Annotated in this window: 20 protein-coding genes; 5 read left to right on the top strand and 15 right to left on the bottom strand. The window is 47.5% G+C overall.

Annotated features, from left to right (window positions below):
• Positions 1-64 precede the first annotated feature (64 nt).
• Positions 65-454 carry a DUF302 domain-containing protein gene (locus IPP66_21375; GenBank protein MBK9927832.1) on the top strand — a complete coding sequence of 130 codons (390 nt, stop codon included), beginning with the start codon at positions 65-67 and terminating at the stop codon, positions 452-454.
• Between the two features lie 54 nt (positions 455-508).
• On the opposite strand, the gene IPP66_21370 is transcribed toward IPP66_21375, so the two are convergent.
• On the bottom strand, positions 509-1,018 hold the full coding sequence (locus tag IPP66_21370) for a GNAT family N-acetyltransferase (GenBank protein ID MBK9927831.1): 510 nt from the start codon (positions 1,016-1,018) through the stop codon (positions 509-511).
• A 253-nt stretch (positions 1,019-1,271) separates the two neighbouring features.
• On the opposite strand from IPP66_21370, the gene IPP66_21365 reads away from it, so the two are divergent.
• Both IPP66_21365 and IPP66_21360 read left to right on the top strand, forming a co-directional pair.
• On the top strand, positions 1,272-1,526 hold the full coding sequence (locus tag IPP66_21365; GenBank protein MBK9927830.1) for a hypothetical protein: 255 nt from the start codon (positions 1,272-1,274) through the stop codon (positions 1,524-1,526).
• A gap of 105 nt (positions 1,527-1,631) precedes the next feature.
• Positions 1,632-1,769 carry a hypothetical protein gene (locus tag IPP66_21360; GenBank protein ID MBK9927829.1) on the top strand — a complete coding sequence of 46 codons (138 nt, stop codon included), beginning with the start codon at positions 1,632-1,634 and terminating at the stop codon, positions 1,767-1,769.
• A gap of 108 nt (positions 1,770-1,877) precedes the next feature.
• Here IPP66_21360 and IPP66_21355 read toward each other — a convergent pair whose 3' ends face one another.
• Both IPP66_21355 and IPP66_21350 read right to left on the bottom strand, forming a co-directional pair.
• Positions 1,878-2,228: an STAS domain-containing protein gene (locus IPP66_21355; GenBank protein ID MBK9927828.1), complete on the bottom strand. Its 351-nt coding sequence runs from the start codon at positions 2,226-2,228 to the stop codon at positions 1,878-1,880.
• 130 nt (positions 2,229-2,358) lie between these two features.
• Positions 2,359-2,889, bottom strand: a complete 531-nt coding sequence (locus IPP66_21350) for a transcriptional regulator (GenBank protein MBK9927827.1) — start codon at positions 2,887-2,889, stop codon at positions 2,359-2,361.
• Positions 2,890-3,199: 310 nt separating this feature from the next.
• Here IPP66_21350 and IPP66_21345 point away from each other — a divergent pair, with 310 nt between their 5' ends.
• Positions 3,200-3,499 (top strand): hypothetical protein, encoded by a 300-nt coding sequence (locus tag IPP66_21345; protein MBK9927826.1) that lies wholly within the window; start codon positions 3,200-3,202, stop codon positions 3,497-3,499.
• 332 nt (positions 3,500-3,831) lie between these two features.
• On the opposite strand, the gene IPP66_21340 is transcribed toward IPP66_21345, so the two are convergent.
• From IPP66_21340 to IPP66_21330, 3 genes are read right to left on the bottom strand one after another with little or no spacing between them, the layout of a single operon-like run.
• A complete protein-coding gene (locus IPP66_21340) occupies positions 3,832-4,170 on the bottom strand; it encodes an STAS domain-containing protein (GenBank protein ID MBK9927825.1) in 339 nt (112 codons plus the stop codon).
• Between the two features lie 6 nt (positions 4,171-4,176).
• Positions 4,177-4,767, bottom strand: a complete 591-nt coding sequence (locus IPP66_21335; GenBank protein ID MBK9927824.1) for a hypothetical protein — start codon at positions 4,765-4,767, stop codon at positions 4,177-4,179.
• A 21-nt stretch (positions 4,768-4,788) separates the two neighbouring features.
• Complete coding sequence (locus tag IPP66_21330) at positions 4,789-5,316, bottom strand: DUF1697 domain-containing protein (protein ID MBK9927823.1); 528 nt, start codon at positions 5,314-5,316, stop codon at positions 4,789-4,791.
• Positions 5,317-5,444: 128 nt separating this feature from the next.
• Between IPP66_21330 and IPP66_21325 the strand changes: the two genes are divergently transcribed.
• Positions 5,445-6,254 carry a tyrosine-protein phosphatase gene (locus tag IPP66_21325; GenBank protein ID MBK9927822.1) on the top strand — a complete coding sequence of 270 codons (810 nt, stop codon included), beginning with the start codon at positions 5,445-5,447 and terminating at the stop codon, positions 6,252-6,254.
• A 3-nt stretch (positions 6,255-6,257) separates the two neighbouring features.
• Here IPP66_21325 and IPP66_21320 read toward each other — a convergent pair whose 3' ends face one another.
• The 9 genes from IPP66_21320 to IPP66_21280 all read right to left on the bottom strand — a co-directional run bounded on the left by IPP66_21320 (position 6,258) and on the right by IPP66_21280 (position 12,230).
• The gene (locus IPP66_21320; protein ID MBK9927821.1) at positions 6,258-6,833 is read right to left on the bottom strand and encodes a DUF1211 domain-containing protein; all 576 of its coding nucleotides are present in this window, start codon (positions 6,831-6,833) and stop codon (positions 6,258-6,260) included.
• Positions 6,830-7,912 (bottom strand): AlkZ family DNA glycosylase, encoded by a 1,083-nt coding sequence (locus IPP66_21315; protein ID MBK9927820.1) that lies wholly within the window; start codon positions 7,910-7,912, stop codon positions 6,830-6,832. The genes IPP66_21320 and IPP66_21315 overlap by 4 nt, the downstream gene beginning before the upstream one ends.
• 21 nt (positions 7,913-7,933) lie before the next feature.
• Entirely contained in the window at positions 7,934-8,584 is a 651-nt protein-coding gene (locus tag IPP66_21310; GenBank protein MBK9927819.1) for an HAD family phosphatase, read from the bottom strand.
• A gap of 95 nt (positions 8,585-8,679) precedes the next feature.
• Positions 8,680-9,153 (bottom strand): hypothetical protein, encoded by a 474-nt coding sequence (locus IPP66_21305; GenBank protein ID MBK9927818.1) that lies wholly within the window; start codon positions 9,151-9,153, stop codon positions 8,680-8,682.
• Between the two features lie 152 nt (positions 9,154-9,305).
• Positions 9,306-10,169, bottom strand: a complete 864-nt coding sequence (locus IPP66_21300) for a helix-turn-helix transcriptional regulator (GenBank protein MBK9927817.1) — start codon at positions 10,167-10,169, stop codon at positions 9,306-9,308.
• Between the two features lie 61 nt (positions 10,170-10,230).
• Positions 10,231-10,647 carry a nitroreductase family deazaflavin-dependent oxidoreductase gene (locus IPP66_21295; protein ID MBK9927816.1) on the bottom strand — a complete coding sequence of 139 codons (417 nt, stop codon included), beginning with the start codon at positions 10,645-10,647 and terminating at the stop codon, positions 10,231-10,233.
• 87 nt (positions 10,648-10,734) lie between these two features.
• The gene (locus tag IPP66_21290) at positions 10,735-11,208 is read right to left on the bottom strand and encodes a nucleoside deaminase (protein MBK9927815.1); all 474 of its coding nucleotides are present in this window, start codon (positions 11,206-11,208) and stop codon (positions 10,735-10,737) included.
• Between the two features lie 4 nt (positions 11,209-11,212).
• Positions 11,213-11,818, bottom strand: coding sequence for a DUF1211 domain-containing protein (locus tag IPP66_21285; GenBank protein MBK9927814.1), 606 nt, complete (start codon positions 11,816-11,818; stop codon positions 11,213-11,215).
• Between the two features lie 115 nt (positions 11,819-11,933).
• Positions 11,934-12,230, bottom strand: coding sequence for a hypothetical protein (locus IPP66_21280; protein ID MBK9927813.1), 297 nt, complete (start codon positions 12,228-12,230; stop codon positions 11,934-11,936).
• Positions 12,231-12,282: the final 52 nt, after the last annotated feature.

Raw genomic sequence — 12,282 nt, 5'->3', positions numbered from 1 at the left:
TGGGATGTGAAGTCCACGAGACCGTTTTGTTCTAACTCTTGTATAATCATAAGTGGAGGGCACAATGTCTAAATACTATTTCAACACAACGATTGAACTGTCATTTAATGATGCAGTTGCAAAAGTAACGGAAGAGTTGAAGAAAGAGGGGTTTGGTGTTTTGACGGAGATCGATATGGCGGGAACGCTCAAGAAGAAACTGGATGTTGACATGCGGCCATATAAGATCCTTGGGGCATGTAATCCGCCATTCGCACACAAGGCTGTACAGGCCGATGAGCATATTGGTCTCTATCTGCCGTGCAATGTCATTGTGCGGGATGTTGGGGATGGAAAAACAGAGGTCGCGGCGGTGGATCCGCTTGTGGCGATGTCACAGGTTGAAAATCCAGATTTGGAGCCGATCGCTGTGGAAGTCCAAGCCAAGTTACAGAGAGTGATCGCCGCGTTGTGATCTTATAAAAAGAAACGGTCTCAGGATGTGATGTCCATGAGACCGTTTTTGGTTTTATAAGCGAATTGAAAATAACTTCAAATCGATATCATCCTCTGACAGTTTCACCATTTTCTCAAAGGTCATCCCGATCTTTTCAAGCAGACGGATGGAGCCTGCATTCGCTGGGTCAACGATGGCAACCACGCGCTTCAATCCCACAACGTCCTTTGCGTAGTTCATCACAGCCTGTGCGGATTCAAACGCATACCCTTTCGACCAGAATTTTGGCAAAAACGCGTAGCCAATATCCACATCTTCCAGAGAGTCGCGTTTGATCAATCCGCACATGCCGATGGGCTGACTCGTATCTTTCAGTGTGACAGCCAGCAATCCGAATCCGTTTCTTGCGTAACTGGAGATGGGTCCGTTTTCGAGATACTTCTCCGCGTCTGCGAGTGTCCGCACGCCACGATCACCGATGTTTTGAATAAAGGATGGTTCATTCAACAATTCAATGATGAATTCTGTATCGTCTAAAGTTAAAGGGCGAAGAGTAAGTCTTTCAGTTTTGATCGGGTTCATATTGGGGTTTGGCTCCTGATGTTCGAATGATAACGCAACTCATTTCCATTTGCGATTATATGTAAATCCTATCTTTATTCAATTAAAGTAGTACAATGAAATCAGGTCACTAGTTGGTACTTGCCTATCCATGTGGGGGAGTTGGATCATCGCTTGTAAGCAACACATACTATTTTCCAAAAAACCAGTATGGTACCCACCCTGTCTATGTTGGACAGGTCGAGCAGGTTTAAGTAGTTTGAAGGAGATTCCCATGCAAGAAAGAAAATGTTCCAAGTGCGGCTCGGTCAATGTGTATAAGAACACGAACAATGATTGGCATCAGGACGGTGTCGTCCTTCAAATGCTCGCAGAGGATAACTTCCCTGCTTTGTTTCAAACAGAGGCTTTTCTTTGCCTCGATTGCCGCAATCTAGAGATCCAGGTTTTGGAAACGAGCACAATGTACGGAAAACAAAAAACTCTAGTGGAGACCATTCAGGCTAGCAATAATTGGAGAAAAGCCTGAGAGAGTTGTTTTTCAAAAAGAGAAAAGAAATCCAGCCAAAGTTGGAGAGCCCTTCTTTCGGTTGAATATGGATTTAGAAATCAAAATACATAAGGAGCAAGTCAATTGAACACACCAATAACCAAGACCAAGCCCAAACGTCCCTCAAAGGGACAGCGCAAACACAATCGTTTGGTAAAGCAGGAAGCCCGCAAGGCAAGTGTCCCTGGAAATGATGCGAACAAGCGTAAGCGCCCTGCATAATCGCTGAACAAAACAATGAAATCAAAAACGGTCTCGAGACGTACTGTCCGCGAGACCGTTTTTGATTTTTACGAGCGAATCGAAAATAACTTTAGGCTTATGAAGGTTCTAAGCAAATTTTTCAGATGAAATGCCAGCTTGAGCTGATTCCAAGTCGGAATAGATCGGGATGATGGCAGGGATACCTGTCACTTCCAGCACGCCTCTCACATCAGACGTTGGGTTGACCAGCGCCATTTTGCCGCCACGACTCGCGATGGATTTGGCAGTCAACACCAACAGACGAATGCCGATGGATGCAAGAAAATCTACATCGGAAAGATCAACGAGCATGTGAGTGTGTTCTCCTGCGGAGTATCCTGCAAACTTTGTTTCGATGGCCCCCGTGCCGATAATATCGAGCTTGCCAGTCAGTTTGATAATGCGTGTTCCATTCGTTTCGTTATACTGTAAGTCCATGTATATACCTGTTCGCTGAGAAATGTTGGGCAATTATATTAATATCCCTGCATTTTGTTGTTAACAACAGGTTATGGTTTTGATGAATAAAAAATGGCCTCTTGGATCTGTATCCTTGAGACCATTCTGTTTACTTCACCATCGTCACTTCGACAGTGACATTCAGTTTATCGCCGATCTCTTCGAGTGCGTCGCTCCATTTGTTGAAGGGTAGGTTGGGCGGCACAAGGACAGTGGCTTGCATCTTGAAGATGGGAGTGCCGCTCATGGGGGCGGGAGCGGTTGTCGTCTCCACGTCTTCGAAGTTGATGCCTTGTTGAGCGAGGTGTTGAGCGATCTCGTAGATGATGCCTTCGTGGTCCGCGCCCAGCACTTCGATCTGGTAGGGGAGCCAACCTGCATATTTCTTGGCGTGTTCAGTCTCGGTGGGGAGGAGCGTGATCTGGAATCCCTCGCCGCGTAGCTTTTGAAAATCTGCTTCAAGGGCGGGCAAGTCCTTCTCTTCGAGAGCAATTAATGCCAGCATGGCAAATTCCCCGCCGAGGCGTGCCATACGGCTGTTCTCTACATTTCCTCCATGTTTAACCAGCACATTGGCGATCTCTTTGACGATCCCGACCCGGTCGTGTCCTGTGAGTGTAAGGACAATGTTCTTGTTCATGATTAAATCCTTTTCTTGTGTTCACTCTTGAGCTTGAATCAAGTATAGCACGGGAGTGATTTTGTGCAATTCTTTCGGGTCAATGTGCTTGGATCGTGGACGTAACAAGTTTGTCAATTTCGGTTTTGTAATTCGCTGAACGAGAATCCTGCTTTTGTGCGCAGGACGTAGTACAATGAATGCAGTTCGAGTTTGAAAATTTTGTTTTACCTGGTTGCTGGGGAAATTGCACGAATGTACGGAAACGAAATCATGAGAACTCCTAATAATATATCAAGTTGTACGTGTGCCATTCGTGAAGGAGGTTCCCATGGCAATTACTAAAGTAATATTCGATAAGAACTGGAAAAAGGTCATTCGCGGCCAGTCTATTGCGCGATGGAATCTGATCGCCGAGCACGACCTTGTTCGTGTGGATAAGGCCGAGGTCAAGTATGACAGGTTCGCCACAATGCTCCAGGTGAAGTACGGGTATACCCGTCAACGCGCCTGCGAGGAGATCAATCGCTTTTGGGTGGAGCATGAGATCAAGATGCGGGTGACGCAAAAGATGTTGAGCAGGCAGGCAGATGGCGGTAAGCCGTCCATGCCGAAATCAACTGCCAGTTAAGAAAGAGGCGGGCAAGTTCCGCATCCCATTCACTTTAAACAGAAAAAGGCTCCGGAGAATATCCGAAGCCTTTTTGGTTGTGCATTTGCCTATAGTTATAGGTAAACGAACGGTTCTTTGCCTTCTTCGCGTTGACCCTGTCGAATTGCAAGGACTTTTTCGGTTGTTTTGGACAAAGCCCACAAGATCAAAGCAAGGGGCAGAATGAAAAGTAATGCGGTATACATGTTGAGCTCCTAAAGCGGGGGTATCCGCTTTCTATTTGTATGTCGTCATTATACCGCAAAATTATATATAATTTGTCAACAGTTTTGTTTGGCTGTTGAACCTCTCTATTTTAGGCTGGCAACGGCCATATGGAGGTCGTTGTAAATGGGGATGACCTGTGTAACGCCGACCAATTCCAGCACGCTGGCCACACTTTCCTGCGGGCGGAGGAGAACGAATTTACCGCCCCGACTTGTGACCGCTTGGGCATTGTTGACCAGCATGGGGATTCCTACCGACGAGAGAAAGCTCACATCCGAAAGATCCACGATCATGCGGACGTTCCCACCACTGCAATGGTTCACAAATTGAACCTCCACGCTGTAGGTGCCGTTCATATCGAGCCTGCCGCTGAGTTTGATCAGGCGAATGCCACTCTCTAGTTCGGTATAGTCGAGCTTCATGGATGCTTATCCAAGCACGATGGTGACATATTGAATAATGCTCAGAACGAATGCGACGATGGAAAGAACAGCAAAGACACTTCGCAAGCGATTCTTTTCCTCCAGCAGGGAGGCGTATGCGGCGAATGATAGGCCGACCGCTGAGATCAACATGGCGAATTGGAAGCCGCCTTCTTTATCATCAAGAACTTGAGCCTGGTCGAATGTGGCAAATGCTTCGTTGAACAAGTCCTCAGCATCCTTGTACATCGCATCGTAATATTGATCGTCGAAGGGGTCATCGCGGCCCACGCTGGCTGTTAAGTCATCTGAGAACTGTGACTGGTAATATTCGGCCTTGGTGTCATCTACATCCACGTTTACATAATAATTATCGTACATGTTGTAATCAACAATAATGAATTGTGAAGCGCTGATATATTCTGTGTTCGAATTGGCAAGTTGCCTATCCCCTTCGGCTTTGAGGTCTGAAGCCTCATTGCCCGCTTTGTAGGTTGAATAATTTGTCAGGGCAGTGAATACGCTTAGCAGAGTTACAAGTAAACCAAGAGCCAGGTTCGAGCCAAGCCAATTTCCTTTTGTGTTTTCAGTAGTCATATTTCTTATCTCCTTGGATAATTAGTAATATTTTTCCACGATCTTTTGAACCGTGGTTAAATTTCGTGTGGTGCCTGCAATGCCCAGAGTCTTTTCGATAAAATTGTTCGAGAATACCGATGCATCACGGTCATGCCTCAAATTGTACACCTCGCGGCCTTTGATGAGAAATTTATCGGCCTTGCTATTGAAGGATGCCAGTGCCTGCTCCAACTTTTTAGTGGGCTTTGATTTTAAGAAGACGATGTGCAACGTCTCGTTCTCTTTTGGATCGAACGGAGGCTTCTTCGCGATCGGCTCAAGTTCGCGCATCGTTCTCACGAAAAGCAGGATACTCTTCCCCAAACCTTTTTCCAACTGACGTTCGATCTGTCCCTCCAATACGGACGTATCTTTCTCGTCTGACTCGAAGATCACATTGCCTGTTTGAATATACGTTTGGACATTTGTATATCCCAACGCCTCGAACTGTCCCCGAAGGACGTCCATTTTGACGATTGTATTTCCGCCAACGTTGATGGCGCGTAGAAAAGCAATATACCGATTCACTGTTTGCCTTGTAAATTGGTAAAATGTTCCGTCTGTTGTCGATCTTTGTCCCGACATGATACCCTGTTAATTTGATATATAGAATAGGAAATCTGCTTTACTCGATCACTATTTTGGAGTGTATGAGGATGTTTGAGAAAAAAATGACCGCCAAAGCGGTTAATACCAAAAATCGTCGCCTGCCGTTTTCGGGTGCAAAGAACTTTCGCGATCTGGGCGGTTACCCAACAGCGAACGGAAAAACTCTTCGTTGGGGCATGTTGTATCGTTCTGATGGGCTGCATACCTTAACCAATGCCGACCAAAAGCTTCTATCAACCCTGTCTCTTGATCGGATCATAGACTTCCGGGCGGGTTGGGAGAAAGAAAATCGTTCTGACCGTCTGCCTGTTGGCATGAACATCCGTCAGGTTGAGATTCCCATTTTGGATAGCAGTACAGAAGCCTGGCATAATTCAAACAAGGAAATGGCGAAAGGCCTGAAGAAGACCGATCCGTACAAGCATATGATCCAGACGAATATCGAACTGGGCACACGCTTCACACCCGAGATGAAGAAGTTCATGCAGGAAGTGTTTTCTGCACAAGGAAAACCCGTCCTGTTCCATTGTTCTGCGGGCAAGGACCGCACAGGGTTTGCCTCAGCGATCCTTCTGCGGATGTTGGGCGTCTCACAAGAGACCATCATGGAAGATTACCTGTTGACGAACCAATACCTGATCCCTGGGTATCGATGGAATTTGCTCTTTGTTCGATTGATGTGGGGGAAGTTGCTCCTCGAAAAAGTAAAGGGATTTTTAGCCGCAGATCCATCCTATCTCTCTGCCGCATTTGAAGCCATTGACCGTGAGTATGGGTCTTTCGACAATTACATTCGTGATGGACTGGGTCTTGGCGAGGAAGATATTGAACGACTTAAGCTGGTGTATTTGGAGTAACGCTTAAGCTGTGAATTTTCTTTCGATGCGCTGATCGGGGACGAGCCACATGACGGCGACGGTCACATACAACCCAAGCGATATCCACGATGCCACGAAGGCGAGAGGGATGGCGGCCGTATAAAGAGCGAGCGAAACACGTTCCTTTTTGCCTTCGCCAATCGCGGCGGCTAATACCGAGTCGCTGGGGTGGTAAGCCATCAATGCGCGTACCTTCAAAAAATATGCCAATGCCGACATCCATAGAACGATCCCATATAACGCAACAGGCATGGTGGCGAAATGATTTTCACCCATCCAGCCTGTTGCAAAAGGGATCAACGACAGCCAGAACAACAAATGCATGTTCGCCCAAAGGATCGCGCCGTTGACCTTTTCCACTGCCTGCCATAAATGATGATGATTGTTCCAGTAAATGGCGAGGAAGACAAAGCTCAATATGTAGCTCAATATTTTGGGCACCAATGGCGTCAACGCAGACAAAGTCCCTTCACTAGGGACTTTCAACTCTAATACCATGATGGTGATGATGATCGCCATCACGCCATCACTGAACGCTTCGAGCCTTCCTTTACTCACGCATCTACTCCTGTAGTTCTAACTGGCAAGCCGAGAAAGTCTCCGTATTTTTTTGTTGCAGTTGCCACAGCTTGTACCTCAGCCTTGGAAAATTTTATAAATGGAGTAAGTTCCACAAGGACTTCATTCTTCTTCACGGTGCGCTTCCATGTACCTTTGATCTGGCCGTTAACCGCAATGGTGTTTTGGAAAAGGACATTTCCACGGTCGTCCAATTTTTTATCGTGCGTCGTGTTGTAGATGAAGCTTCGGTCGGTGTATCCCACAATGAACTCATCGTAATTCGGTAGCAAGTGGGCGGTCTCGGAGCGCTTGCTGGTGGGTGACTTTGTTTCTGCAAACCAATAGGCTTGATTATTGATTGTTTCACTCGTCAAATGTGATTTGACCATCTCGATGCCATTCCTTGCATCCGTGAGTGTCAAACCTGACCACCATGTGAAATCCTGCAAAGTGGCTGGTCCGCGCGCGGAGAAGTACCGTTTCGTGAGTTCTGCCAACGCTTCTTCACGCTTCATTTCCGGGACCTTGGGTACGCGTTCATCTAAAAGAGCATATGTGAACTGTTTGCCTTCTCTTGGCCCACTGCAAATCAGAGCATCCAATTCAGCCGCCATCATAATGTAGACAAGGCGTTGACCATCCGCTTTTTTGACACCTGATTTTTCGAGCGCGTAGCCAATGTCTGTGCGAGTGAGGTATTGATTTCCTTGTAACGACTTCTCCAGCACTGCATAACTTTTCTTGAGCGTGGGTTTGTCCACTTCGAGTTTGCGAGCCATGAACGCATTGACTGCATGAACACGCGGAGCCGTCAACATGAGGAGCCAGCGGATATCTGTCGGCGAAACAAAATGCCAGGTGGGGCGGAGCAGGTGTGTGCGTAGGATAGAACCGTCTGCCAGGGCCTGGTCAATGCTTGAATCGGTGGAGTCCTTAAGGCGTAATCCCAAAGCCCATTTGGCACCGGCGTAGTCCTGTGCTTGCACGGCGCCTAATGCGCTGACCACTTCACCGATCGTATGAAACTTTGTGCTGATCAGTCCTTGATTGAAGAGTCTTGTGTGAATAGCGTCCATATGTGCGAGATTGTAACACTCTCATGCGCTAAGAATTCTCTGTAGTTCGGGCATCGAGCCGAAGGGAATTGCGCCTGCCTGACGTAATGTTTCTTTTGCTGTAAAGGCCGCATGCCCGTAGACTTTCATCCCCGCGCGGATGCCGGCTGTGATACCGGGAATGCTATCCTCGATGACGACGCATCGTTCGGGCGGCAGGTTGAAGGCTTTGGCCGCCGCGAGGTAGACATCGGGCGCAGGTTTGGGATGAGGCATTTCCATGCCGCTGAATATCTTTTTGCCAACAAATAGATCTGTGAGATGTGTGGCTTTCAAGCGTGTGGCGATCTCCTCCTGATGCCCATTGGATGCCACACAGTAGGGAGCGGTCAGACTTTGAATCAGTTCGCGGATTCCTACCACGGGTTTCAGTTCTCTGAGATTCATTTCAACAAGCCGTTCATGAAAAACGGATAGGAAATTCTCGGGCGGTGTCCAATTGAACTGGCGTGACGTGACATCGAGTCTGTAGGTCATGGCCTGACCCCAAAACTCACGCAGGTATTCTTCGGCATTCGCTTCCAGTCCATACTCACGTAACATTTGCATGTAGACTGTATTCGTGATCGGCTCGCTATCCACAAGCACGCCGTCACAATCGAAAATGACAAGGTCAAAAGGTTTTGTATTCATAAGTGCGTGATTCTATAGGAAAGAAACTCCCATCTCGTTGTAAAACGAAAACGGAAGTCATCATTAGGTATTGTGAAAATTGGATAAATGGAGGGCTAGGTGTAAGCCAGATGCATCTTTTGGATCTTTTCCCGCCAGGGCTCTAATTGCTCAGCAAGTAAGCTGACCCATGCTTTGATGTCACCGCTCTTGGGGGTATCAGGGACTTCGTGCTCAAACAGGTGGACCATGCCAGGGAAATCATATGTCCCTTCGTCCATTGATCTGCCTGAAGCCGTAATGATCTGCTTTGCGAGTTTTTCGCCTTTTTTATCGAAGGCCAGCCAGAAGTCTGCGAATTCGGCATTAACAGATATTGGATTTGCGATCTTTGCCACATACTTTTTCGGCGTCCCATTGGGAACTACAGCCCGGCAGGCATTGATGAATTCGTCTCTGCAAGATTTATCAGATGAGACAGGTTTTACCATGAGGTAAGTCATAGTGAGTATTGTAGAAGCCGCGACAACGAGCTCGCCCGCCCTCGTGTTGCGATCGCTGATGATCGCGATGGTCATGATTGAGTGCATGTGATTCTTTCTTTGTAGTATGAATTATTATGAAACGTGTTGCTTGTTTACAGACTCCCCTTAGTCTGTTTGTATTGTATCACTGCTTTATCTGCAATCTGTCAATAAAAATCTCCCGCCGTAGTGGGCGGGAGATTTGATTACATCATGTATCACGCTGGCGATGGGTTTTGTTTTTTGGTGCGCAACCTGCCAGCGAGATTTCCGGCCATTGCCAGTAGAAAGATATAAAGGAAGAAACCGATCAGCCAAAGTTCGTCGTTCGTAGTAGAGCGGTGAAGGCTCAGGAATGTACCCCCGTTGGTTGAGGTGAACCAGACCGCTCGGTTGGAAAGACCCGGCAAGTCCAATTGTATTTCCGTCATATTTCTTCCGACCGTGTACAGCAGGATCGAGTCCACTGCCATGATGAACAAAGGGATCAAGATGATCGTGAGTACGACGGCAAATCTCACTTTGTATTCGCCGTTCTTTATTCTGTTCCATGAAAGGCCGAGATATAAACTTCCCAGCCCGAGGGACAAACTCAGGAGAAGATATGAGATGGGGAAGTACAAGCCATATTCGAATATAAGTAAATAGACGGCAAAGCTCGCGACGAGGACAGTGAGCGCGCCGGTCAAAAGCGGGCGCTTGCGGAAATAGCTGCCCAAGTCTTCCAGAATGATCTTGATGGTCATGACAGTCTCCTTTTTGATGAGCGATACAGTGCTCTTTAGGGTTTTTGCCCAACGCGCTTTTGCATCGGGCTGACTGTCATTATGGGGATTTTCCTCTGTTGAAACAACTGTGGATTCCACCTGACCGCTGTTCCTTTCACCTGTAGCTTTCCATAGCTGAAGCGCCAACTCCATACGCGAGCCGACCATGAGCTTTGCGTAAATATTGTTCAGGTGGAATTCAACGGTCCGTTCGGCGATGCCAAGCGTGAGCGCGATCTGTTTATTGCTCATGCCCTGCATTAACAGGTCGGTGACTTGCTTTTCACGCTGGCTCAATGTATCTAAAGTTTTCATGTATTAAGTATAACGAGATCGTCTGTGTTTGCATCCTACTGACGGAGGAGATGTGTACGGTTTAGTTCACACGAGTCAACGCGATCACAGGGATGGCGCGCGAAGTCTTTTCTCGATATTCAGCAAAGCCGGGCATGACCTCCACCATCTTATCGTACAAGCGAGTCCGCTCTGGTTCTTCTGTGACGGTTGCTTTTACTTGAAATTTTTCAGTACCCACCTCCACGGTGAGCAGGGGGTTGGCGACGATGTTGTAATACCAATCGGGGTTGTTCGGCGCGCCGCCTTTGGATGCAATGACGACAAAACGGTCTCCATCGGTTGTATACGCTACTGGATTGATGCGCGGTTCGCGACTCTTGGCCCCGGTGGTGTGTAAAAGAAGTAAGGTTCTACCTTCAAAGCGACCGCCGACCTTGCCGTCATTGGCTCGAAATTCCTCGATGATCGCTTGATTCCAATCGTTGGGTGTGCTCATGTAGTTCTCCTTTATGGATAGTTTCTCCCTATTGACGAAGCATACACTGAGATTGTTACGGGCAATTGATTAGATGATTGTCAGAGTTTATCTCCAAAACCCCGCATGGACCGCGCGCGCCTCTGCATTGAGTTCGGTTGCAGGGCCCTCCACCTCGACACTTCTCTGGCTGTGACTGAATACCTCGCGGCTCGAAAGCACCAACTGATCGGGCGAGGGACCGACGATCTCATATAAGTCTACTTCGCTCAAGGCATAGACGACCCGACCCACATTTCCCCAATAGATCGCGCCTGCACACATGGCACAAGGTTCAGTGCTGGTGTACAGCGTACACACGGACAATTTCTCTGCCGAATAATTTTGAGAAGCCAGCCGCATCAGATTTGTCTCGGCGTGACCGGTGCAATCCCTGCCAGTAATCACCGAGTTCTCGGCTTGCAACAACACTTGATCGTTTTCATCCACCAATATCGCGCCAAAGGGATGATTGCCATGCTCGCGTGCGCTTTGCGCCACCTCAATGGCCGTGCGGAGATGTTGAAGGTCGATTGGGTTCATACAGTTATTCTTTCACTTGATAATTGATGCCATCATCCAACTTCGGTAGGAAGATGATCAAAAGCACGACAGCAGTAATGTAGATCAAATAGCTAAGGAGCGGAAGCGGATTTGCCAATAAGATCGCCCCGAGATACGCGCCATTGATAATAATATAATTGGGTATGTGACTCCGCATGTATTGCTTGCTGAACTCTGTGACTGCCAGTTGGGGATGGTAATAGACATAGAACACCATGATGACCCCGACAACATTGCAAGTGATCAAGGTCAGGCCGTAAATAATGATCGGCCCCGCCTCAAAGGGATACCGACCCAGCAACGAAGTGGGGAACGGAATAAAACTCACGCACAGCAAAAGCAGGATGTTCAGCCACAAAAAGCCGCGGTCCGTTTTCTTGATCGCATGCATCGAGTTGTGATGGATCACCCAATACAGCCCAATAATAATAAAGCTCATCACATAGGCAAGGATGCGCGGCAACACAGAAGCCAGAGTTTCCCAAAATTGACTATAGTCCACTTCGGGAAAACGAATATCGAGGATCAATAAAGTGATCACGATGGCGAACACACCATCACTGAACGCTTCTAATCGGGATTTTTCCATAATGGGGTTGATTATACGGGTGAATTACTGCTCTTTGATAGACCAACAAACAAAAATCTCCTGGTTGTTGCCAGAAGATCTTTATGGTTGAAACTATGATTGGTGTTTTTGAGATTTAAGAGGGATTATGACTTAACCGATTACGCCTGACCAGTAATATCACTACGGTCATGACAAACCCAATGATAAGAAGGATGATGCCCGCAGTCACAGCCAGTTCCCCGGTGGGGCTGGTGTGCATTAAATAGGGTTGCATGAAAGTGTGGCCCCTTCCAACATTTCTTTCGCCAACCATCGAAGCCATACCCGTGCGCTGAATAAGGACCCCGCCGACGATGGTGAGCAGTATCGCGACAAGAAATACGATGGAAAAGATGTTGAACGTTTTTGTGTTACGTTTTTCGGTATTCATGATGAGTTCTCCATGGCCGTGACACACTGACTGACACAGGGTTAGACATATG

It is taken from the genome of Candidatus Defluviilinea proxima (genome assembly GCA_016721115.1).
GTDB lineage: Bacteria > Chloroflexota > Anaerolineae > Anaerolineales > Villigracilaceae > Defluviilinea > Defluviilinea proxima.
Note: the sequence above shows the minus strand (reverse complement) of the source record. Positions and strands in the feature narration are given on the sequence as shown.